This is a genomic window from Sodalis praecaptivus (genome assembly GCF_000517425.1).
GTDB classification, from domain to species: Bacteria; Pseudomonadota; Gammaproteobacteria; order Enterobacterales; family Enterobacteriaceae; genus Sodalis_A; species Sodalis_A praecaptivus.
In genome coordinates, this window is the sequence record NZ_CP006569.1 from 4,092,429 (window position 1) to 4,116,103 (window position 23,675).

General features: G+C 54.6%; 19 protein-coding genes. 8 read left to right on the forward strand and 11 right to left on the reverse strand.

Annotated features, from left to right (window positions below; all coding sequences use genetic code 11):
• Window positions 1–9: 9 nt before the first annotated feature.
• Window positions 10–468, reverse strand: coding sequence for a hypothetical protein (locus SANT_RS24305; RefSeq protein ID WP_025423684.1), 459 nt, complete (start codon window positions 466–468; stop codon window positions 10–12).
• 641 nt (window positions 469–1,109) lie between these two features.
• Window positions 1,110–1,298, reverse strand: a complete 189-nt coding sequence (locus SANT_RS18275; protein WP_025423685.1) for a general stress protein — start codon at window positions 1,296–1,298, stop codon at window positions 1,110–1,112.
• A gap of 1,133 nt (window positions 1,299–2,431) precedes the next feature.
• On the opposite strand from SANT_RS18275, the gene SANT_RS18285 reads away from it, so the two are divergent.
• Complete coding sequence (locus SANT_RS18285) at window positions 2,432–4,291, forward strand: glycoside hydrolase family 15 protein (RefSeq protein WP_025423687.1); 1,860 nt, start codon at window positions 2,432–2,434, stop codon at window positions 4,289–4,291.
• 210 nt (window positions 4,292–4,501) lie between these two features.
• On the opposite strand, the gene SANT_RS18290 is transcribed toward SANT_RS18285, so the two are convergent.
• A complete protein-coding gene (locus tag SANT_RS18290; protein WP_025423688.1) occupies window positions 4,502–5,545 on the reverse strand; it encodes a DUF808 domain-containing protein in 1,044 nt (347 codons plus the stop codon).
• A 152-nt stretch (window positions 5,546–5,697) separates the two neighbouring features.
• On the opposite strand from SANT_RS18290, the gene SANT_RS18295 reads away from it, so the two are divergent.
• Complete coding sequence (locus tag SANT_RS18295; RefSeq protein ID WP_025423689.1) at window positions 5,698–5,994, forward strand: putative quinol monooxygenase; 297 nt, start codon at window positions 5,698–5,700, stop codon at window positions 5,992–5,994.
• A gap of 283 nt (window positions 5,995–6,277) precedes the next feature.
• On the opposite strand, the gene SANT_RS18300 is transcribed toward SANT_RS18295, so the two are convergent.
• Together SANT_RS18300 and SANT_RS18305 are read right to left on the reverse strand one after the other, a co-directional pair.
• On the reverse strand, window positions 6,278–7,144 hold the full coding sequence (locus tag SANT_RS18300) for an alpha/beta hydrolase (protein ID WP_025423690.1): 867 nt from the start codon (window positions 7,142–7,144) through the stop codon (window positions 6,278–6,280).
• 640 nt (window positions 7,145–7,784) lie between these two features.
• Window positions 7,785–9,413 carry an EAL domain-containing protein gene (locus tag SANT_RS18305; protein WP_158500168.1) on the reverse strand — a complete coding sequence of 543 codons (1,629 nt, stop codon included), beginning with the start codon at window positions 9,411–9,413 and terminating at the stop codon, window positions 7,785–7,787.
• A gap of 633 nt (window positions 9,414–10,046) precedes the next feature.
• Between SANT_RS18305 and SANT_RS18310 the strand changes: the two genes are divergently transcribed.
• A complete protein-coding gene (locus tag SANT_RS18310) occupies window positions 10,047–10,703 on the forward strand; it encodes a LuxR family transcriptional regulator (RefSeq protein ID WP_158500169.1) in 657 nt (218 codons plus the stop codon).
• A 145-nt stretch (window positions 10,704–10,848) separates the two neighbouring features.
• On the opposite strand, the gene SANT_RS18315 is transcribed toward SANT_RS18310, so the two are convergent.
• Window positions 10,849–11,478, reverse strand: coding sequence for an acyl-homoserine-lactone synthase (locus SANT_RS18315; RefSeq protein WP_038668777.1), 630 nt, complete (start codon window positions 11,476–11,478; stop codon window positions 10,849–10,851).
• Window positions 11,479–11,971: 493 nt separating this feature from the next.
• On the opposite strand from SANT_RS18315, the gene SANT_RS18320 reads away from it, so the two are divergent.
• Window positions 11,972–12,871 carry an SDR family oxidoreductase gene (locus SANT_RS18320; protein ID WP_025423693.1) on the forward strand — a complete coding sequence of 300 codons (900 nt, stop codon included), beginning with the start codon at window positions 11,972–11,974 and terminating at the stop codon, window positions 12,869–12,871.
• A 173-nt stretch (window positions 12,872–13,044) separates the two neighbouring features.
• Here SANT_RS18320 and exbD read toward each other — a convergent pair whose 3' ends face one another.
• Entirely contained in the window at window positions 13,045–13,470 is a 426-nt protein-coding gene (exbD, locus tag SANT_RS18325) for a TonB system transport protein ExbD (RefSeq protein WP_025423694.1), read from the reverse strand.
• Between the two features lie 3 nt (window positions 13,471–13,473).
• The gene (gene exbB / locus SANT_RS18330) at window positions 13,474–14,481 is read right to left on the reverse strand and encodes a tol-pal system-associated acyl-CoA thioesterase (RefSeq protein ID WP_420480345.1); all 1,008 of its coding nucleotides are present in this window, start codon (window positions 14,479–14,481) and stop codon (window positions 13,474–13,476) included.
• A 365-nt stretch (window positions 14,482–14,846) separates the two neighbouring features.
• Between exbB and metC the strand changes: the two genes are divergently transcribed.
• From metC to dkgA, 3 genes are all read left to right on the forward strand, one after another.
• A complete protein-coding gene (gene metC, locus SANT_RS18335) occupies window positions 14,847–16,046 on the forward strand; it encodes a cystathionine beta-lyase (RefSeq protein WP_025423696.1) in 1,200 nt (399 codons plus the stop codon).
• Window positions 16,047–16,191: 145 nt separating this feature from the next.
• A complete protein-coding gene (locus SANT_RS18340; RefSeq protein ID WP_025423697.1) occupies window positions 16,192–16,854 on the forward strand; it encodes a DedA family protein in 663 nt (220 codons plus the stop codon).
• A 223-nt stretch (window positions 16,855–17,077) separates the two neighbouring features.
• Window positions 17,078–17,908: a 2,5-didehydrogluconate reductase DkgA gene (gene dkgA, locus SANT_RS18345; RefSeq protein WP_025423698.1), complete on the forward strand. Its 831-nt coding sequence runs from the start codon at window positions 17,078–17,080 to the stop codon at window positions 17,906–17,908.
• 189 nt (window positions 17,909–18,097) lie between these two features.
• Here dkgA and ftsP read toward each other — a convergent pair whose 3' ends face one another.
• From ftsP to parC, 3 genes are all read right to left on the reverse strand, one after another.
• Window positions 18,098–19,519, reverse strand: coding sequence for a cell division protein FtsP (ftsP, locus tag SANT_RS18350; RefSeq protein ID WP_025423699.1), 1,422 nt, complete (start codon window positions 19,517–19,519; stop codon window positions 18,098–18,100).
• A 223-nt stretch (window positions 19,520–19,742) separates the two neighbouring features.
• Window positions 19,743–20,477 carry a 1-acylglycerol-3-phosphate O-acyltransferase gene (locus tag SANT_RS18355; RefSeq protein ID WP_025423700.1) on the reverse strand — a complete coding sequence of 245 codons (735 nt, stop codon included), beginning with the start codon at window positions 20,475–20,477 and terminating at the stop codon, window positions 19,743–19,745.
• A 156-nt stretch (window positions 20,478–20,633) separates the two neighbouring features.
• A complete protein-coding gene (gene parC / locus SANT_RS18360) occupies window positions 20,634–22,907 on the reverse strand; it encodes a DNA topoisomerase IV subunit A (protein WP_025423701.1) in 2,274 nt (757 codons plus the stop codon).
• A 272-nt stretch (window positions 22,908–23,179) separates the two neighbouring features.
• Here parC and SANT_RS18365 point away from each other — a divergent pair, with 272 nt between their 5' ends.
• Entirely contained in the window at window positions 23,180–23,494 is a 315-nt protein-coding gene (locus SANT_RS18365; protein WP_025423702.1) for a putative quinol monooxygenase, read from the forward strand.
• Window positions 23,495–23,675 lie beyond the last annotated feature (181 nt).

Below are 23,675 nucleotides of genomic sequence, written 5' to 3' on the forward strand. Positions count from 1 at the left end.
CCCTCAATATCACCGCCGTTCCGGCAGTCCCGTTAAAAAATGGCGATAAGAGTAGCCTAAATTGCCGCCCAGCGCAGGTAGCAAATTGCCCGGTAGGCGAAAAAATATCCCTGCCCCCGCGCAGGTGCCGCCAGATGTAGCCTTTACCGCGAGTGGAGATTTAGCTGTTGGGAGAGTAGCCACAGCAGCACAGCGGACGGTTTCGGTGGTTTTGGTGGTTTCGGTGATTTCGGTGATTTCGGTGGTTTCGGTGGTTTCGGTGGTTTCGGTGATTTCGGTGATTTCGGTGGTTTCGGTGATTTCGGTGGTTTCGGTGGTTTCGGTGGTTTCGGTGGTTTCGGTGGTTTCGGTGGTTTCGGTGGTTTCGGTGGTTTCGGTGGTTTCGGCAGGTTCGGCAGGTTCGGCAGGTTCGGCAGGTTCGGCAGGTTCGCCAACGTTGACGGCATTATCAGAAGGGGCAAATGCCATCGTAAAAAGTAAATAGCACGGGCAGATGGCGACTCATCGGCAGTTGGGGGATGAAAAGAGCCCACCCGTAACGCGAGGGATTCGAGACCCGCTACCGCGCCAGCCGCTGAAAACAGGACAGACCTCCTCGCCGACGGCAGCTTACGCTAAACGCTAGCACCGTAAACAGCCGGCGCTAGAGCGGTCGCCGCCGAAAGCAATCTAGGGTCGGCCATCGGCAGCGGGGATTTGTCAGACGCAGATAACGTAAACCCCTCATGCCACCAGACGTCGAAAAGCTAAGCCGACCCCATCACCCGACGGCGATAACGTAACGCCTGTGGGTGACGCGGGCGAAAGGGAAGTGACGTCATTTTGAAGGGGGGCGGCACCATTCTAGAGGGTAATGACGCCGTTAAACCTATACGGCGTCAGTAAGGCACCCCATCGCCCCAGCTCGCTTTAGGGAGGGTTAGCGAACGCTAACTTCAGGCGTTGGCGGGGTAAAGCATTAGAGCCATGCCGCCTTAACGTCGTGTTACGCGATTTCGCCTTAACGTCGCAGCACGCGATGCCGCCTTGACGTCGTGTTACGCGATGCCGCTTTAACGTCGTGCTACGCCGTTAACGCATAATCCGCTTTCCCCTTCCACGCGCCGGGATTATTTCGATGCGGCAGGTTTTCTACCGCCGCCATGGCTGTTGCGTCCCCCTTTTTCTCCCGCTTTGGACGCACGCTGCGGATCGTTTTTAAAGTTTCCGCCGCTCATCTGACCGCCTTTTTTACCGGCGCTGGATGCTTTGTCACGATCTTCGGCAAAGTTGCCGGAACCACCACGGTGTGTTGCCATCTTTAACCTCCGATGAAAATGACTCTATAACCAGAGAGATATCGCTTTTTAAGCATGTATAAATTAAAAAACGCTGTTGCTGGTCACTCACGCTTAAATTAATCGTTTAAGCGAACGGTATATTTAAGGGTAGTCAACTTGGCGGTGCTGGCAAGCCTAATTAACACCTTGAAACATTCTGGCGCAGCGGTGGATATCTCCCGGCTGAAACTTCTTACTAACGCGGTGAAATTGCAGTGAAATAACGCGCAACCCCATTCATACCGGCTTAAACGCCGCGATTTTCCTGCAAAGGCCACACTATAGCACCTGCTGCGGAGTCACGCCTGGCGGGCAGCACCGCGAATCCCATGCTCGTCACAGTCTAATGCCCAGCCGCGCCCTGTGAATGCTACAGCGGCGGCACCAAGTGAGTTTTCGTCTATAATTAGAGTGAGAGTTATTATTGCGTTAATTATATTATCGTTTATATACCGTGGCCGAGGGATATTAAGACGTGGCCCTGAGCGCCTAATTTCGTCGCCCATATTCATACTTAACGTTAAAACATTAACGCACTTTAACGTTAAACAAACGCGAGGTTGACCATGACGCAGAAACCACAACAGAAACCGCAGCAGAATCGAGAGAGCCGTCCAAAAGATGATCCCGCCAGCGCGCCTGAATCGGGCGATAAGCAGCCTGAAAAGGAGTAGGCGTCTTTATCCCTGTGGGGCAGCGTTGTCGTGAACGGCAACGCCGCGGGCCGCGTTCCCCCTTTCCATGAAAAAATGGATCAAATGCGCGGCCCCGGGATCGTATGCGCGGTGGGATCGCATGGCGAATTGCATTACCTGGCATGCCGCGCCCACCTTGAACAATGCTTTTTTTGGGCACTTCGCCACCTCGATTCCTCACGGGCGGTGACGCCCCTGTCTGTTAGTGGAATTACTCTTAGCTTAGGGCATCCCCCAGGGTGCTCTCCTGCCCGCCTTTGTTGTCGATTTATCCCTCCCTCCCACGCCAATACTATCCCCCGGCCCCGCATTGCTGGCGCTCGTTGCCGCCGTTTTACCCGCTTTCGGCTATCTTTAACTCCGGACTTCTCATTTGCCCGCCTCGAAATGGAGCTGTGCGCTAACTGGATAGCCATTATGAAGACAAATTCCCAGATAACCCCGCAACGGACCGACGGATACGCCGAACTGGGCGATTATGCGGCGATTGGTGAAGGCCGATCGGTAGCGCTGATCGCCCCTGACGGCGCCATAGATTGGTGGTGTGCGCCGAATCTTGACTCGGCGCCGCTGTTTGACAGGATCCTGGACGCCGGCAACGGTGGCTTCTTTCAGCTTGAGCCGGTGGGGGCATATCACATTCAGCGCCGCTACCGGGAAAACAGTAATGTTTTGGAAACCCGATTTATTACCGAACGGGGGGAGGCGCTGCTCACCGAATCCATAAACAGCACCCTTGCCGGCCGGCTGCCCTGGAGCGAACTGGCCCGGCGAATTGAAGGTATCCGTGGGGAGGTTATCTTTCATCTGACGCTACGTATTGGCACCTTTGCCGAAACCATAAGCCCTTGGCTGCAAAAAAATCCGCTGGGTATCGTTTATCATATCGGTCCTTTAATGGCGATGCTGCATGCTTCGGAAGACGTGGTCTTCTCCCACTACAGCGACGAAGGCGCGCGCGGCCGTTTCCATACCCACCCCGGCTCACGTAGCCTGGTGGCGATTCTGGCCACGGAAAATGAACCGCTGGCTATTCCGCCGCTGGACAAAATCGACCAGCGTATCGAGACCAGCCACCGCGCCTGGCGCGATTGGGTGGCGAATTTAAGTTACCGCGGCCTGCACCGCGACCATGTCATTCGCTCGGCGCTGGCGCTGAAATTTTTGTGGTATTCGCCGAGCGGTGCACTGGCGGCGGCGGCCACGATGTCGCTGCCGGAGGGAATCGGCGGCAAAAAAAACTACGACTATCGCTACGCCTGGGTACGTGACGCTTGCCTGATAATCAAGTCGTTTGTCTATCTCGGCGCGCTGGAGGACTGCAAGGCCGCTTTTTCCTGGCTGTCGTCGACGATTATCAAACACGGCCCCGAGATGAAAACCTGCTATACCCTGGCGGGGGGAAAGGTGCCCGATGAACGCTATCTGCCGCTCCACGGTTATCGCGGCTCGCAGCCGGTACGTGTCGGCAATAACGCCCACGATCAGCGCCAGCTCAGTATGTATGGCGATATGCTCGCCACCGCGGCGCTATTCGTTAAGGCGGGACACGTTATCGACATCGCCACCGCCCGCATGCTGATAGATTTGGCTAATCAGTGCGCCGATCGCTGGCGGCGCCAGGATTCCGGAATCTGGGAATTGCCGGAGCAACAACATTATACCCACTCTAAAATGGCCTGCTGGCTGGCGCTGGATCACGCGGTGGCCCTGGCCCGCGACGGCCATCTCGAATCTACCTGGCAGGAACGGTGGAAACGGGAGCGGGACCGTATCAGCAAGTGGGTAGAAAACCACTGCTGGTCTGACGCCAAGCAGGCCTATACCTTCTATCCTGGCAGCGACAAGCTGGATGCCGCGGTGACGCTAATGCATGCCTACGGCGCCAGGATCAACCGGCCACGTATGCTGGCAACTTACGCCGCCATCCATCATGAATTGGGGCATGGAAGCGCTATGCTGTATCGTTATTCAGGCGTGGAGAAAGAAGAAAGCACCTTTATCGCCTGCTCGTTTTGGCGCGTGGAGGCGCTGGCCAATCTTGACGGCAGGGATGAAGCCAATGCCGCCATGGGCGAGATTTTCGACAACCTGTGCGATAACGGCAACATTGAGACCTTTAATGAGATGTTTGACGTGAACACCGGCCTGTGGCGCGGGAATTTGCCGCAGGGACTCAGTCATTTGGCGCTTATTTGCGCGGCTGCGGCCCTGTCGCACCAGACGATACCCTCTGCCGTCACGTCGAGGCAACGCGGGACCACGGACGATGAATGACGTCTACTCCAGGCCAGAGGAATGAAGCCGTCAGCGCCGCGCAGCAACCGGTTCCGCCCGTAAAACCAGGCGAATCTCCGCCCGGCGTCCGGCAAGCGTGGGCGGCGGAGACGGCGCTTACAACAAACCTGAAGGGCGTAGGCGCCGAGGATGCAGTCTGGCGGAGGTGACCACCCGGCATCGTAAGCGACATCCCTATCGGCAAGCGGGTCATCCGGCCCGTGACTGCTGCCCGCGACCGATGCATTTTTTTATCAAGGCGACAGCCAACACAACGATCGTACCGGCAATCAATCCCAACAGCATATCGCTGAGACTTATCACCAGCGTCCCGATTAGCCCGCGATAGTGTTCGCCGATGCTGTCGATAAGACCGTGCGTCCAGGGAAAACCATGCGCCAGGATGCTGCCGCCCACCAAAAACATGGCAATGGTGCCCACCACCGACAGGGTTTTCATCAATAGCGGCGCGGCGCTGACGATCCCTGCGCCCACGCGACGCAGTAAGGCGCGCGACGCACCCTGCCCCGTCAAGCGGCTCATATACAGCCCCAGGTCATCCATTTTGACAATAGCCGCCACAATGCCGTAAACCCCCAGCGTCATCACCAGCGCTATCAGCACCATTACCGCGATCTGATTCAACAACGGCGCTTGAGCGACGATATTTAGCGATATCACGATTATCTCGGCGGAAAGAATAAAATCGGTGCGCACCGCGCCTTTCACTTTGTCATTTTCCAAGGCTAACAGCGCTTCACGCCCGCGGTTTGGCCCGGCATCCTTGTCAACCGCCGCCGCATCGCTAACGGATGGCGCGTCAGCCAGTGCAGGTTCGTCGGCCATTTTGGACGGGCCCGCCTCCGACGGGTTTACCCCCTTGCGGGGGTCTGGGAGGCGCTGTTTTTTGGCTTGGCGGTGGTGCCAGTTTTCAATTAATTTCTCCACGCCCTCGTAGCTCAGGTAAGCCCCCCCTACCATCAACAGCGGCGTAATGGCCCAGGGAAGCCATGCGCTGATAACCAACGCCAGCGGCACCAAAATCGCTTTGTTGAGCAGCGATCCTTTCGCGACTTTCCATACCACCGGCAATTCGCGATCGGCTTTCACGCCTGAAACCTGTTCGGCATTCAACGCCAAATCGTCGCTCAATACGCTGGCGGTTTTGCGGGCGGCGACCTTACTCATCGCCGCAACATCATCCAATATCGACGCGATGTCGTCGAGTAATGCCAGCAAGCTGGTTCCGGCCATATTTAATTCCTTTCACTGCACAGAGACAAAAGCGACGTTAGCCATAATCAACGATAACCCGCACGATTCTCGATCGTGACGGGTCCAATGATAGTAGCATGTCGTAAAATGGTTAAGACCGGACTCAACCGAAATCATCAAAGGAGAAGTCAATGTCCACCGATATCCATGTTGTGGCAGTCGTAGAAGGCAAACCCGGCAGCGCAAAGGCAATCGTCGACGTCGTCGCCCCGTGCATTGCGGCCACGCGGCGCGAGCAGGGCTGCCGCAGCTATACTTTTCATCAGGATAAAGAGCGTCCCGATCGCTTCATGTTTATTGAAACGTGGGCCAGCGAGGACGCGCTAGAGCAGCATGCGCAATCGGCGCATCTCAAGGCGCTGGTAGACGGTCTGGCGCCGCTGACCTCCCGTCCGCTGGAAGTCTCGGTGTTACAAACGCTGTTCTAAGCGGCAGCCGCCAATGGTGCGGCGGTCCGTCCGGCAACGAAAGCGCTGGCCTGAATCGGCGCCAGGCGTCGGCGGGGGCCCGCCTGCGGGATAACGGTGAAAATCGGCCGGAACTAACCTCTGCCGGGCGCTGGCGTTCGGCGGCAAGAGATACCCGCCCCCTGCCAGGGCGGGCTCGACGGCGGAAATGGGGGCAGCCGCAGGCTCGGTCGATGTTGTCGACGGCCGCGCTGTCGCCGTCCGGCCTGTCGGTGCCTCGGGCTTTGCAAGCCAAACGTCGGCGTTATAAATGCTGTTTCAACCATTGTAATTGCAAGCCGATGACGTTCTCAAAATGTTTTCCCTTGAACATATCGAAGTGATAAGCCTGCGGTTCGATATGGCAGGCTTTCGGCGCGGTGATGGCCTGATACAGCGCCAAACCATGTTCCACCGGTATGACCTTATCCCATTCCGCCAGGACGACCAGCGTCGGCTGTGTAAGCTGTTGTGCATTAATTTTCGGCTGATACAATATCGCCTCGAGTACGGTCAGATAAGGAACTTTGACGTTCAGCGAGGGATAATCGTGTATTGCATGCTCATAGAAACGTCGCGACTCTTCATCGGTCATCACTTTGATGATGGGAACCATCAGTTCACGCCCGGATTGGTTCTTTTTCTGCTGCATACGTTCCATGGTGTTCATGAAACGCTCTCTTTCCTCTTCGGCCATATCGCCCGTCACCAGCCGATTGCCGCTGGCGAAGCCCATCTGGCTTATCACGCACTTCACCTCAGGACAGCGCACGGCCACATCGATAACCAGGCAACCGCCCAACGAAGTGCCCCATAATGCGATACGTTTAGCATCTATATAGGACTGGGTTTTACTCCAGGCTAAGACCGCGATAATATCGTTATTCTGTTGTTCGGGAATGATCCGGCCCTGATCTCCCTCGCTTTCACCGAAACCACGGTAATCAAAGGTAATGGCATGGTAGCCGGCCTGGGTGAATGCCTGGGCATAAATGGGTAATAACAGATCCTGAATGCCATAGAAACCATGGCACAGCAGAACTGCCGGTGCCGGCACCTTGCTGTTGGCACGGTATACACGTACAGCCAGTTTTTCATTTTGGCTAACGACATAGTGCCGTTCAGTGTTCATCGTCAAATCTCCTTGTATTACAAACAACATTCAACGTATGACTATAATGATGATAAGACGCCATACCCTTCAGAAAACACGACACCTGTCCCTCAACATCAAGCCGCAGACGACGCGCTTGAACGTGGAGGAAATAATGATGCAGCTTAACGCTTTCTGTTGACGCAAGGGATAATAGTATTGATTCGCAAATCCGAAAAAGCTAATAAATACAATTTTAGATAATTTCAATTACAATGATATTAAACATTAATCAATAGATAAACCAGATAATAGTGCTACCTACCCTGGTTAAACACTTATTAATGCTGTCCGTGGTTGACATCACTTTGCAAGTGCCCTGCGGCCGGCGAGCGAAATAAAGAAACCATCGCGAACCGTTTATGTCAACGTCAACCGGTGGCGGCACACATGAAAGGGTAACGACGGATTCCCCCAGGCGCGACAAGATAATTAACCAAGCCTCTACTAACGAAAATAATAGCCGCCGTTATGGCTCATCTGTATGGCTTATGATTTTCTATCTAATAATTATTAAGCTATTTATTAGTGGTAAATTTTTGTTAATAAACCGCTGACACACTAAAAATAACATATCCAGTAAGTCAATATCGTTAACGTCGTCACTGGCAATGACTATTTAACCTGGCGGCAAGGCGTTTTTTTGTTTCTCGCCTGTATTCGCCAGTGGTGGTAAAGCGACAACAGCGGCGCTGCGCGAGTGATACCGCTGGCGATACCAGGATAGAAACGCCTGTAGCGGCAGCGGCTCGGCAAATAAATAGCCCTGCTGATAAACCACCCGCTTATTGAGCAGATAGTTTTTCTGCCATTCTGTCTCGACGCCTTCAGCAATCACCTGCATCCCAAAGCGGTTGGCAAGATCGATGACCACATCGACCAAATCGGTGGTGCTCTCGTCCTCCGCTATCATCGCGACAAAAGACCGATCGATTTTCAGAAGATTAATATGCATGCTGCCCAAGTATGAAAGCCCCGAATAGCCCGTGCCAAAATCGTCGATAGCGATGATGACACCGAGGGCCTGTAGCGAGGCCAGGACATGACGGGTAACGGCATTGAACTCGATATACTGCCGCTCCGTCAGTTCCAGTACCAAAAGAATATGACGCGGATGCACCTTTTGCAAAAACTGGCGGCAATCCTTGACGATTTGCTCGTTGCGCAAATGAATGGCCGCAATATTGAATGCGACGTGCAGCGTTCCGTCATCATCGTTCCAATGCCGCGCCAGATCTTCCGCTACTTGCGTCATTAAATGCGCCGTTAACGGCAAGATTAAACCAGAGGTTTCGGCCAGGGGCACGAAAACCTCTGGAGAAATAACCCCATCCGAGGGATGTCGCCAGCGCACCAGAATTTCCACGCCGGAACAATAACCTTGCGCAACGTTCATGACCGGCTGATAATAGGCCTCGAATTCATTCCGCTTAAGACCCAGCATGATATTATTCTTCAATGAGCTTGCCGCCCGCAACCATTGGTGAATTAACAGCGCCATCATGAACGCAATGGCGGCAATCAGAAAAATAATAGGGCCGTGGTTAATGAGAAAATAACGCCAGGACATGCCCGGAGAAATCGCTACCTGCAACCGGTAGGGATATCGCGTCGATGCGCCGGTAACGATAAGCATTTGCGGGTCTTGAGCGCCCAGTGGAATAAGCGTGCCGGCCGACGTTAATACCGTGTCGCCTATTGTCAGCGCCACCGTTCGGGAGGGGCTTAACGTATTCATCATCGTGCGCAAATATTGCGAATCAATTATCACCACCGCGCGCGTTTGCCCCCTACGCTGTTGCAGCACCATTTCAGCCGCAGCGGTGGCAGCGTGCAGACTAAGCGCCGCCCCATTCGCGCCGGCGGGCATAGGCGCCAGCGCATCTTTCATCGCGGCCATCGGCACCGGCGAACAGTAAAGGCCGTTTTGGTCCGCCAAACTGACCGAGCGTATCAGAGGATATTGCCGGCCAAGATCGCGCAATGCCTCCACCACCACCGGACAGGGACGCCCCGCCAGCAGCAGCGCCCGTTGAGCGGTTTCGTCGCCATTGCCCAACACGGTGTCGATAAAGTCGATAAGGGCATGGATATCCTGGCGTACCTGACTTTTCATATTTTGCTGGGTAATAAACAGCAGCAGAACAAGAGAAAAAATAAAGAAAAGAAGAGGAATGATACCCCATAGGATAAAACGGTTGTTATTCATCACCTTTGCCAGCATCGCGGTTGCAAGTATCCTGCGCATGTTCATTTTTCCTGATGTCGGTCTTGATGCGCGGGCCTATCCCCTGAAAGGATGTCACCACAATGGCATGAAGAAGAAGTATAAGTTAAACCCGCTCTCGTGTCAGCTTCGCCGGATGCGTCATGGCCGCATCGTGGCGCAGACGTAAAGTTAGCCGGCTAATCAGATGCATCATTCATTTTATAATATACACAAATTATAAATTTAATAATTATTTAAGTTACTTTTAGGTTAATACCCTCCCAACAATAAAATTTGACTTATTGTGAAAATAACATGATACTGAATAGTAAATAATAGATACGTGGTATATTTAGCGGCATAAACATTAGCCAAATCTTTTCATTCTCGCTAACAATATAAAAACTAATAATCAAACAAATTGGTTATTTAAAAGCTATATCGTGTTAAGTGCGCACAACCGCTAACGGGCACGTTTTGCCTGTTGCTAATTTTCTCATGGCAGACAATGCCTGGAAAATATTTTCATGATTATCCTTTTGCGCCTCAATATACCGCCATTATCACTTAAATCAAACGATGAGAAGCAAAATGTTCTCTATAATTAAGCCATTTACGTCTCGGGAAAACGGTCTGATCATTGCAGAAATTCATGATCTCCTACAGCATGAAATGAATATAGGTCAGCCCATCCGCTTCGCTTATTTTATTTTCAACAAATCGCAGGATGAAAAACCCGTCATCTATTCTAACTACCCAAAGGACTGGGTAGAAAAATACATGAAGAATGAATTATATAAGCAAGATCCCGTTCTGTTGGTCGCTAGCCAAAAGATTATGTCGTTCCCCTGGCACAAGAATTACTTTAAAAAAACCAAACGTCAGAAAAGCAATATTTTCATCCAAAGTTCAGAATACAACATCACCCGTGGCTATACTTTTCCGTTGCACGATTATGAAAATAATCTGGCTATGCTGAGCCTGTACACTGAAAGCGATCCCGACTTGCTGATGAAATGTATCAGCGACCACGAGGACCGTCTTTACCTGCTGTTTCTTTCCATTCATAACCGATTTCTAGCGGAGAAGACGCAGCAGACCAATAAACTGCATGCTAAAGTGGAGAAAAGGCTTACATCCCGCGAAATCGAGGCGCTGCATTGGGCCAGTATCGGTAAAACCTACCGCGAGATCGCTATCATTATGGGCATTACCGAAAGCACCGTAAAATTCCATATCGGCAACCTCATCGTAAAGCTCGACGTCATTAACGCCAAACATGCCATAAAAAAAGCGACGGACCTGCACCTACTTAATTTCAATGAGTAGCTATCTAATTACATTGTCAATGGCTCAAGAAATAGCGTGGTGGAGTATATTCTTTTTGGCCTAGGATAGCTCATGCCATTGACAATCGATATCTGTCAGAAGGCGGTCACGCTTTATCCACAAATAACTCTTTAAAACGTCGCGATTACAGATAAACGGGCCATTTCTTTAGATAATACTCATCACAATAATGATAACGCCGGATATATTTTATTAAATTGGCCTGACTATCGTCATCGATGGCGAGTCGCAGCAGATAAACCGGTTCGTCTTTTTCAGAATTACCGATGGTTTCTACCTGAATATTCCAGCCGCTGCGCTTGAGGATGGTGTACATCGACCGGCTGCACACGGTGAGTATCCCTTTCATCCCGATGGCGCGCGTGTAATTAATCATGCCTAAAAACAGCAGATGGCAAAAGGGCAGTTTAGTTTCCGTCAATGACTTAACTCTGTCTTTATCGACAAAAAAGCGGCTCGACTCCAATAGTGTATCGTCTGCTGACGCAGTGTAATGAAAAAAGTCGCGAAAGGGGCCGGTAATCATGTTAGGGTATTTCATGCTGATAAATCGGACGCTGCAAATCAGTTCACCGTTATAGCACCCAAGCAAGTAGTGAGTGTTTTCGTTATCGTACTCATCAAATTCACGTTCTCCTTTACAGGTAACCTTCCAATTCAAACGATCTTTAAACGTTCTTTTGCGCAGAAGATATAATTCTTCCAGCCTGTCATTTATTATGTCTTTGTATTCTACGTTGATCAAATTAAACATAGACCATCCTTTTATCATTATAAATAAAAATGAGCAGAAGATATTTAAAGCGTATTTATAGTATCAGTAAAGAAATTGACTAACAACCTGTACTAAAGTTCAGGTTATTAACGCTGTTTCCTATCGCCATAGTTAATTTAATATACCGAAAAAGGAGTGAAAGACCAATCGGAAGGGAATGATAAGAATAATTACACTGATTTACTCGCAGCAAAAATAAACGCTCGCTGGAGTCGCTCCCTTACATTGCAATAGCATTGCAGAGAGAACGCTTTTTCCATCAGCATAATAGGGATAATGATACGGCAATTTTTCAGAAAGAGAATAAAAAATCACGCAACAACCCCTTACCTCAGATTATTATATTATTTACCGTTACATAGTTTGTTATCGATAAATTTACTTATTCTGATAGTAATTAGACAAATTCATAAACATTAACTAACCTTAATGCTACCTTTCGCCAAAACAGACACAGCACATGGAGAGAATAATGGCTGATTATGATCAATATAAAATGCAAAATCCGGTGACCCAATATTCAAAGGACGGCTTTCCTAAACAACAACAGAATCCGCCCGGCTTGCAAACCGACATGACCCCTGTTCCTGACTGTGGTGAAAAGAGTTATCGCGGCACCGGTCGCCTTGAAGGCCGTAAAGCCTTGGTAACGGGTGCCGACTCCGGCATCGGACGCGCGGCGGCTATCGCCTTTGCCCGGGAAGGCGCCGATGTCGCTCTGGCCTATCATCCCAGCGAGCATAAAGACGCCGAGCAGGTCGCCGAATTGGTTAAAGAAGCCGGTCGTAAAGTGGTGCTGCTGCCGGGCGATTTGCGTGACGAATCGGTTAACGTGAAGGTGGTTGAGGATGCGCTGAATCAATTGGGCGGCCTGGATATTCTGGCCCTGGTGGCCGGTAAGCAAACCGCCGTGGAAGATATCGCCGACCTCACCACCGAGCAGTTTCGCGAAACGTTTGAAACGAATGTTTTTTCCCTATTTTGGATGACTAAAGCCGCGCTCCCCCATTTGCCCCCCGGCGCTTCGATTATCACTACATCGTCAATCCAGGCATATCAACCCAGTCCGACGCTGCTGGATTACGCCTCGACCAAAGCCGCCATCCTGAATTATACCCGCGGCTTGGCCAAACAAGTGGCGCAGAAAGGAATTCGCGTTAATTGCGTGGCCCCGGGGCCCATCTGGACCGTCCTGCAGGTGTCCGGAGGACAGCCAACGGATGCGCTCCCCTCTTTCGGTACCTCGACCCCGCTGGGCCGCGCGGGTCAGCCTGCAGAACTGGCGCCTATCTATGTTTACCTTGCCTCGCAGGAATCAAGCTATGTGACGGCGGAGGTACACGGCGTTACCGGGGGTAATCATTTGGGATAAGCGTCTGACCGGATACAGACCGGCGCGTTCAACGCGGCAAACGCCAAGTGGGCCCAGGTGAGCATCGACGTTCGCGCTTAGGACGGGACGTTGCAACGATGGGCTGCTTGACGCGACCGGCCGAGCATGACACCCAGCGCTAACGGCGCCGGCGCCCGTCCGCCGGCGAACAGTTATCCCTGTCCGGGGGATTCCAGCCCTACCAGGCCAACTTTGAAATACCCCGCTTTACGCAGGTTATCCATCACCGACATCAGCGTGGCATAGTCCACGCTCTTATCGGCTTGGAAAAATATCGGCGTGTCTTTATTGCCTTGAGTCTGTTCGTCCAGCGTCTGGGCGAGCGTCGCCATCGTTACCGTCCGATCGCCTATAAACAGCTGTTTATCCGCTTTAACCGATAAATATACAGGCTTGTCAGGCCGCGGTTGAGGCGCGGCGGTGGAGTTGGGTAAATCCACCCGGATATCTACCGTTGCCAGCGGCGCGGCGACCATAAAGATAATCAGCAGCACCAGCATAACGTCGATAAAAGGCGTAACGTTGATATCGTGCATTTCGCCGTCGGTATCAACATCCTCGTTTAAATGCATCGCCATGACTTATCCAACCCGAAACTTGGTCACCTGTGCGGACACTTGGCTGCCCGCTTCTGCGGCCAGATCCAAATCGCGGCCGAGCAACAGCAGCAGCTGTGCGGCGCAGTCCCCCACCATCGCTTTGTAGCTGGCGATGGTACGGGCAAAGATATTATAAATAACCACCGCCGGAATCGCGGCAAACAGGCCAATGGCCGTCGCCAGCAGCGCTTCGGCAATACCGGGCGCCACTACCGCCAGATTGGTGGTCTGGGTGTGGGCGATGCCGATAAAACTGTTCATGATGCCCCAAACGGTGCCGAACAGACCGATAAAGGGGGAGATGGCGCCGATAGTGGCGAGAAAACCGTTACCTTTCCCCATGGCGCGGCTAACGCCGGCAACCCGGCGCTCCAGACGAAACGCCACGCGCTCTTTAATCCCGTTGTTATCGCTGAGGCGGGCCGACAGGTCGAGTTCGTTGGCGGTTTCGGCCAATAAACTGGCGCTCAAGCTGCGGGGAGAGAAATTGGCCGCCACCGTCGTGGCTTGATCCAGGCTGCGCACGTCTTTTAGCAGCTGCAACTCGCGGCGCAACCGGCGCTTAACCGCCAATAATTCTGCCCCTTTACCGAAAAACAGTGCCCAGGTGACGACCGAGGCCAGCAGCAGGCCAATCATAACGATTTTCACTACGATATCGGCGTGCTGATACATGCCCCAAACGGAGAGGTCCATCTGCATTAATTGCCGCTGTGCGGGCGTAGCCGACACCGAAGCCGGCAGCGACAACGGGCTGCTGGCCGCGGTCTGATCGGCGGTAGGCGTTGGGGTTGTATCGACGGCGGCCTCGGCCGAGGCGGCAGTGGCCGGCGGCGCGGCAGTGGTCGGCGCGGCGATGGCGCTGCCCACCACGCCCGCCCCCAAAAGCAGGCTCAGGAAAATGCCGCGCAGCATCGGGGCGAATACTGCGCCGTGTCCGGCTAATACGCCGTCAAATGATAAACTCTGTTGCTTAACAGCCGATTTCACGCTGTGCCTCCACCCGATACTCACCCAAAATTAATTCAGCCAGAATAATAGCAAATGGGACAGGAATTGATAGTGGTTATCATTATTATTTGTGCTACGCACCCGTCACCTTCGGGGTAATAGCATAGTAAAATTTTCACCCGCGCAATAAAACCCCAGGGTGTCCGTGGAACCGCCATCGAGGTCGAAACCGATATTTGCTGTCGATACCGCGCGGGCATAATAGCGCGGTAGCGCCAAACGGCGAAAAAGCCGGCGCAACGTCTGCCCCGCGCCCGGCATTAGTGATAACCTGAATCGCATGACACACCTCCCGCCGCCACGTACGGTATTTATCATCTCTGCTAGAAGGCAAAGCGCGAATAATGACGTCGAAGAAATTGGAAACGGTGCTGGTCAGCGCCGGCAGAAAACCCTCGTTTACCCATGGGTCGGTTAATCCGGTAATCCAGCGGGCATCCTCGCTGGTTTTTGACTCAGTCCAGCATAAGAAAAAGGCGACGGCGGGACGCGCCAGCGGCGAGCTGTTTTATGGCCGGCGCGGCACGCTTACTCATTTCTCATTGCAGCAAGCGATGGTGGAGTTGGAAGGGGGTGCCGGCTGCGCGCTCTATCCCTGCGGTACCGCAGCAGTCAGCAATGCGATTCTTTCCTTCGTCTCGGCGGGCGATCATATATTGGTGACCAATTCAGCCTATGAACCGACGCAAGACTTCTGCCGGCATATCCTTGGCAAAATGAATATCGCCACCACGTGGTTTGATCCGCTCATCGGTGCGGATATCGGCTCTCTGCTTCAGGATAATACGCGGGTGGTGATGCTGGAATCCCCCGGTTCGATTACCATGGAAGTGCAGGATATCCCGGCCATCGTACGCGCGGTGCGGGCCAGAAAGCCGGATATCGTCATTATGCTGGATAATACCTGGGCGGCAGGCATATTACTTAAGGCGCTGGATTTGGGCGTCGATATCTCCCTTCAAGCCGGCACTAAATATCTGATCGGCCATTCCGATGCGATGATCGGTACCGCGGTAGCCAACGCGCGCTGCTGGGAGCAGTTGCGCGAGCAATCCTATCTGATGGGACAGATGGTTGACGCCGATACCGCGTATATGGCCGCACGGGGGCTGCGTACGCTCGGCATCCGGCTAAAGCAGCATGAGGAAAACGGCCTGCGCGTGGCGCGCTGGCTGGCGCAGCGGCCTGAGGTGGCGGTAGTCAATCACCCGGCGCTGCCGGGCAGCAAAGGGCATGACGTCTTCGTGCGCGACTTCACCGGGGCCAGCGGGCTGTTTTCTTTTGTGCTAAAGCAACGATTAAGCGATCAGCAACTGGCACATTACCTGGACCACTTCACGCATTTCAGCATGGCTTACTCATGGGGCGGTTTCGAATCGCTGATACTGGCGAATCAGCCGGAAGAACTGGCGGCCATACGGCCCGCGGGCGGTGTCGATTTCACCGGCACGCTGGTGCGGCTGCACATCGGGCTGGAAAACGGCGATGATCTCATCGACGATTTGGCCGCCGGCTTCGCCCGCATCGCGCAAGGAGAGCGATAAAATCACGTTTATGCGCCGATTAATCGCCGGTTGACGCTTTGCTGACTAAAATAGATTAAAAAAAGTGTTTGGTTGGGTGATGGATCAAGGACTGGGAACCGGCGTAACGCTAAGCTGTCGATAAAATGTGAGTAAGCAGGTTGAAATGAATCTACTAGAAGAGATTATCCGGGCGCTTTGGCATCAGGATTTTGCCGCTTTGGCCGATCCCCGGGTGATCTGGGTGGTCTATGGGGTAATGTTTACCACGCTGTTTTTAGAAAATGGATTGCTGCCGGCTTCCTTTTTGCCGGGTGATAGTCTACTGCTGCTCTCGGGCGCGATGGTCGCCAAAGGCGTCATGGCGTTTTTTCCCACGCTCATCATTCTCAGCGCGGCGGCGGGTTTCGGCTGCTGGTTCAGCTACCTGCAGGGGCGCTGGCTGGGTGATACGCGCATCGTCAGAAGTTGGTTGCTCCATCTGCCCGCCCACTATCACCTGCGCGCTTACACCATGTTTAATCGTCACGGGCTGACCGCGCTGCTGGTCGGCCGTTTTCTGGCTTTTGTGCGCACGCTGCTGCCGACGATGGCCGGCATCTCCGGCCTCAGCAATACCCGTTTTCAGCTGTTCAATTGGTTAAGCGCGCTAATCTGGGTCACCGTGCTGGTGACCCTTGGCTATGCTATCAGTCATGTGCCGGTGGTGAAACATCATGAAGATCAGGTGATGATGGCGCTAATCGTCCTGCCCGTGGTGCTGCTGGTCACCGGTCTGATAGGCAGCGTACTGCTGATTATCCGCCGGCGGCGGGTGAAAAACGCCTAAACCCGTGATGCAGTAACGCAGGCAAATCTGTTGCGGCCGGCCGTTTTCCCCATCGCCGCGGCGTGAAGCGGGTCACCGCCTAACATCATTGCGCGCACAGCGGCCCTAACGCATCGCCGACGCCGCGGCAGGCTCTTTTTTCTGCTAAAACTAAACTTATCCCATCACTCATGGCCCTCGCCGTCCCGCACGGGCGCGGCGCTTGGACAAAAAAGGAGAAAGCATGACAACGCAACCTACGGTCACATTCCACGATGGACATACCATGCCGCAGTTGGGTTTGGGGGTTTGGAAAGCCAGTAACCAGGAAGTGGTCACCGCAATCGAGGCGGCGCTGGAGGCCGGCTATCGCTCCATTGATACCGCGGCTATTTACAAAAACGAAGAGGGTGTCGGTCAGGCGCTGCAGGGCGCCACGGTGGCGCGGGAAGATCTGTTTATTACCACTAAACTGTGGAACGGCGATCAAACCATGGCCCAGAAGGCTATCGAGCAAAGTCTGGCCAAGCTACGCCTGGATTATGTCGATCTTTATTTAATGCACTGGCCGGTACCGAGCAAGGATAACTTTGTACAGGCCTGGCGCGACATGGTGAAACTGAAGGAAGAAGGGCTGGCGAAAAGCATCGGGGTGTGTAATTTCGAGCCGCACCATCTTCAGCGCCTGCTGGATGAAACCGGCGTGGTGCCGGTGATAAACCAAATTGAGCTGCATCCGCTGTTGCAGCAGCAGGCGTTACGAGACTTCGATGCCCGGCATCAGATTTTGACTGAATCCTGGAGTCCTCTGGCGCAGGGCGGTAAAGGGGTGTTTGACCAGGCGATTATCCGAGAGCTGGCGGACAAATACGGCAAAACGCCGGCGCAGATTGTTATCCGCTGGCATATCGATAACGCCTTGGTGGTGATCCCGAAATCGGTCACGCCGGCGCGGATACGCGCTAACTTCGACGTACTCGACTTCAGCCTGACGCAGGATGATCTGGATGCCATTGCCACATTGGACAGCGGCAAACGGCTGGGTTCGCATCCGGATACCATGGCTATGGTCTGAGACCGAAGCCGGATCCGGCGCCGCGAGGGTAGCGGGCCGCGCTAGCTCCCAGCGCAGGAATAGCGCTGGCTCCCCCTGCCCCGTTTTCACGCACTGGCCGCTTTGGCGACGCGCGCCACGTTCGGCGCGACGCGCACGGCTTTGCTGTCGCGGCGGCACCTCACGGCGGTGGCGCACTCTGCGCCGCCGTTAACCCAGGGCCGCGGGCCGTACGACAAATTGCCCCGTGGCGCCGCGATCGGCCATTTCCAGCGTCTGGCTGTAATAGAGATAAGGAAAGTGCTCCGGCGCCACCTGTGGGAACCAAACCAGCAGTTCCACTTCGTTATCGACCCACACCGTATCTTTCCAACCCTGATCTTCCGGCAATGGCGTGCTGCCATTGACGCGTTTAATCAGAAAAGCCACCCCCTGAATATGGAACGCCTGCGGGGTATTGGTATGGACTATCCAGCGCTCAAAACTGCCCTGTAAACTTTGAAAGTCGTTGCGGCTCATATTCCATAGCGCACCGTTGATATCGGGGGTAGCCCCCCCGAGGGAGAACTCGCGGGTGCGGCTGATGCCGCCGTCGATCAGTTGATCGGACAACAAGCGCATCGGCAGGTTATCGGTGACCAAGGGTAACAGCCCGGTCGGTTTAAGCGTCAGCACCGTGGTATTGACCAGTATTGACGAGGGTTCAAAAAAGCCGCGTACCCGATCCATCAGACCGGCCGCTTCGCCGGCGGTGATGACCACGTCTTCCCCTTTGGACATGTCGATGAGAATCTCACGCCGCTCGCCAGGCGCCAGCGACAGCCGGGTGACCGGCACCGGCGCAGGCAAGAACCCCTGGTCGCCGGCAACGACCTGCATGGCGCGGCCGTCGCTGAGTTGCAGCTGATAACGCCGAGCGTTGGAGGCATTGAGCAGCCGCAGACGCACCCAACCGCGCGACACTTCCACAAAGGGGCTCTGCGCGCCGTTCACCAGCAGAGTATCACCGAGGAAACCGCCGCTGGCGGGTGGGTTGTACACCGGCTGGCCGAAATTATCCAGCCGTTTGTCCTGGATGATAAGCGGGAAGTCATCGACGCCATAATGATTCGGCAGCGGCAGCACTTTGCTTAGGGCATCCTCCACCAGCCATAACCCCGCCAGGCCGTTATAGACATGCGGCGCCATACGATTAGGAGTATTGGCATGGTACCAACAGGTGGCCGCCGGCTGACGGATCGGCAGCACCGGCGACCAGTCCGCGCCCGGCGACATCATCCGCGCCGCGCCGCCCATTAGCGTACCGGGCATCTGCAGACCGCTGACGGTCATTGCCACGGGTTCATTCAGCCGATTGTTATAAATAAGTTTGACGTCATCACCGTTGAACACCCGCACCGTCGGGCCGAGATAACCGCCGTTGATGCCCCAGGTAGCGGCGCGTCGGCCGGCGGCAAAGGTCCAGTGCGAGCGCTGCAGCGTCAGAAATAACGGCTGCCCGCGGCGTGATTCCAGCAAGGGTGGGATCGGCAGCGCTACGGGCGCATCGGCGGCTCGCGCCCGCAGCGGCAGCGCGCTGGCCGCAAGCGTAACCCCGGATGCCTGAATAAACCGACGCCGACTGAGTGACATATCTGCTCCATTAGACACGGCAAAGCTTTTCTCGTCATGTCCGGCCTGCGTCAGGCCGGGAAATCATCAACCGTACACCGGGACCGAATTGCGCCTGGGCCTCAATTCGTCCCGGCCACGGCTTTATTGTTACGGATCCGGCCGGCATTAAGGGGAAAGGCTTTCGCCCTTGCAGCACCCGCCGTTCGTCAAGTCGCGACCGACGGTCTGGGGTCAAAAGCTTTCAGCGCTCCAGCGTTTCTCGCCTGGCCACTTCCGCGTTCAAATCGTCGAGCTTGTTTTTCATCACTTCCCGACAGTGTCGGGTCAATGCGCGCACCTGCTCACGGCTATAACCGGCCGTTTCGACCGGCGGCAAGATTTCGATGATGACCAAGCCGTTGGACCAGCGATTGAGTTTGATTTTGTTCGAGGTATTAGAAACGCAAATCGGCACAATAGGAACCTCGGCGGCAATCGCGGTGTAGAACGCCCCGGTTTTAAAGGGCAGCAAACCGCGACCGCGGCTGCGGGTCCCTTCTGGAAACATCCAGATGGAAATATTGCGCTTTTTGATACTCTGTACGATTTCGGTAAGCGTGCTATGGGCGCGGGCGCTGTTGTCGCGATCGATAAGCAAATTGCCGGTCAACCAGTAAAGCGGCCCAAACAGCGGGATCCATAGCAGGCTTTTTTTTCCCACCGTTACGGTACGCGGCTGCACGACATAGGCCGCGGTTACCATATCGTAGTTGTTCTGATGATTGGCAATATAAATGCAATTTTGCGGTAGCGTCACGCCTTCGGGATGGCGAACTTCCACCCGGATGCCAAACAGGGGCGACATACGGCCAAACCAGCGGCCGAAGGTGGCGACATGACGAGGGTCTCGCGGGCTGAACAAGCAATAAATCAAGCCAAAAACGCAGATGATTATCGACAACAGCACCACCAAAATGGTGCGAACAATAGCGAGCATAGTTACCCCTTAACCTTCAGCCGTCGCTAGTATACCGGCTTCCTGACAAAATACACGGTTATTCCCCCGGCCGTCGGGCGGTATTAAACAACACGGAGGATCATCACCTGTCACCAAAGAGAAAACCGGCCGGGGGATGCCCGGCCGGCGCAGGTATTACGCCGTTTCCTCTTCGCCGGCGCCGGCCAGCGGATCGTTGATTTCCACCCGATCGATTTGTTGCAGTCCGCGCGGCAACAACGTTCCCTTACGCCCGCGTTCAGCGCTGAATTTCTGCAAGTCTTCCGGGCGAAGAGTGAGCTTGCGTTTGCCGACATAGAAAGTAACGGAGGCTTTGGTGGACAGCAGATACAGACCGGCGAGACGATCCTTGCCCGCCGCCGCCTCTGCGGAGGGGATGGAGATGATTTTATTGCCTTTTCCTTTCGACAGCTGCGGCAAATCGTCGACCGGGAACATCAGCAAACGCCCGGCTTGGGTGAACGCCAACAGCTTATCGGCGGCGCCTTTTATCCAGAGCGGCGGCATGACTTTGGCATTTTCCGGCAGCGTCAACAGCGCCTTACCGGCGCGATTGCGCGCCACTAAGTCGCTAAAACTGCACACGAAACCGTAGCCGGCATCGGAAGCCATCAGCAATTTCTGATCGTCAGCGCCGGTGAGCATTTGCTCCACCGAGGCGCCCGGCGGTAGCGTTAGTTTACCGGTCAGCGGTTCGCCCTGGCCGCGCGCCGACGGTAGACCGGCGGGCTCTAAGGCGTAGCTGCGTCCGGTGGAGTCGATGAACACCACCGGTTGGTTGCTCTTGCCGCGCACCGACGACAGGTAATTGTCGCCGGATCGGTAACTAAGCCCGCTCGGATCGATATCGTGGCCCTTGGCGCTGCGTACCCAGCCCATGGTCGACAGGATCACCGTCACCGGCTCCGACGGAATCAGCTCATTTTCGCTCAGCGCTTTCGCCTCGTCGCGTTCCACCAGCGGCGAGCGGCGCGCATCGCCGTAAGCGGCGGCATCCGCCTCGATTTCTTTTTTCAGCAGGTTGCTCAGCTTGCGTTCCGAGGCCAGGATCGCCTGGATTTTGTCGCGTTCCTTCTCCAGCTCATCCTGTTCGCCGCGGAGCTTCATTTCTTCCAATTTGGCCAAGTGGCGGAGTTTTAATTCGAGAATGGCGTCAGCCTGGGTTTCGCTCAGCTCGAATCGCTGCATCAGAACCTGTTTCGGCTCATCCTCGGTGCGGATAATGTGGATAACCTCATCCAGGTTGAGGTAGGCCACCAACAGGCCGGTCAGGATATGCAACCGGCGCAGGACTTTCTCCAGGCGGAAGTTCAGCCGGCGGCGTACGGTGTCGCGACGATAAACCAACCATTCCGACAAAATTTCGTGCAGGTTTTTCACCGCCGGACGGCCGTCCAGCCCGATCATGTTCATATTGACGCGATAGCTGCGTTCCAAATCGGTAGTGGCGAAAAGATGGTTCATGACCTGCGCCAGGTCAACGCGGTTGGAGCGCGGGACGATGACCAGGCGGGTCGGGTTTTCATGGTCCGATTCGTCGCGCAAATCCTCCACCATCGGCAATTTTTTCGCGCGCATCTGACTGGCTATCTGTTCCAGAACCTTAGCGCCGGAAACCTGATGCGGCAACGCGCTGATAACCGCCTCGCCCTCCTCGATGGTCCACAGTGCGCGCATGCGCACGGAGCCGCGGCCGGTCTGGTAAATCTTGCGCAGATCGTCATGGGGAGTAATGATTTCCGCCTCGGTGGGAAAATCCGGCCCCTTTACATATTCCAGCAAGTTTTCCAACGTGGCGGAAGGGTTGCCCAGCAGCGCAATCGCCGCGGCCGCCACTTCGTTGATGTTATGAGGCGGTATATCGGTCGCCATCCCGACCGCGATACCGGTCGTGCCGTTCAGCAACACATTCGGCAACCGCGCCGGCAGCATCTTCGGCTCTTCTAGCGTCCCGTCGAAGTTGGGTACGTAATCCACCGTGCCTTGCCCCAATTCGCCGAGCAGTACTTCGGCATAGCGGGACAGGCGCGATTCCGTGTAGCGCATGGCGGCGAACGATTTGGGATCGTCCGGCGCCCCCCAGTTACCCTGGCCATCCACCATCGGATAGCGATACGAAAAGGGTTGCGCCATCAGCACCATGGCTTCGTAACAGGCGCTATCGCCGTGGGGATGGTATTTACCCAGTACGTCGCCGACGGTACGCGCCGACTTTTTGTATTTCGCGCTGGCGTTCAGCCCCAGCTCCGACATCGCATAAACGATGCGGCGTTGCACCGGCTTGAGCCCGTCGCCGATAAACGGTAGCGCACGATCCATGATGACGTACATGGAATAATTGAGGTACGCGTTTTCGGTAAATTTATGCAGCGCCAGGCGTTCGGCGCCGTCATGAGTCAGCTCGCTCATTGATTATTGTTTCCTCTGACCGCGGTATGGCCACGTGAGCAGTCACATCGCATACGCCGCGGGTATGGGGTTCGTGAGCATGATACTACCCTATCCGCCCCCTCGCTGTCACAGGACTCGCGCGGGCGCCAATACGTCAGCGTGGCTTAGGCCCCGCTGCATTCAGTATAATAAGTGGTCGAATCACGGATGCGATAAAATATCACGAGCATCCGGCCCGCGTCTTTGGTTAACTAATGGCGCCCCCGAACGAAAGTGAAACAGAGGAAGCGATGATCACGGTAATTGCAGAAATCAAAGTCAAACCGGGACGAAGAGAAGCGGTTTTAGCCGCTATCGAAGCGCTCAGGCCGAACGTGCTGGCCGAAGACGGATGCGGCGAATACACTTTGCTCACCGACTATAAAGCGCAAGTACCGTGGCGTAAAACCGCTCCCGACTCCATTTTTATGCTGGAACAATGGAAGAGCATTCGGCATTTGGAGCAGCACCAACAAACCGCACATATGGATGCCCATCGCGCCAATATTCGCGATGACGTGATGGATGTCACATTTCATATTTTAGAGAGACGCACGGGAGCGTAACCGGCGACACACATGGGCCGGTCGCGACGACATTATTGTCGTTGATCGCGCCAAAACAAGGGGAAGGGAGGCTGGCGCTAACGGGCGTGCCGTTAGCGCCGGTCGGAATCAGAAGATCAATTTAAAGACACCGGTCAACGTCAGCAGGCCGACGATAAAAATAATGGCAATTATCCACAGA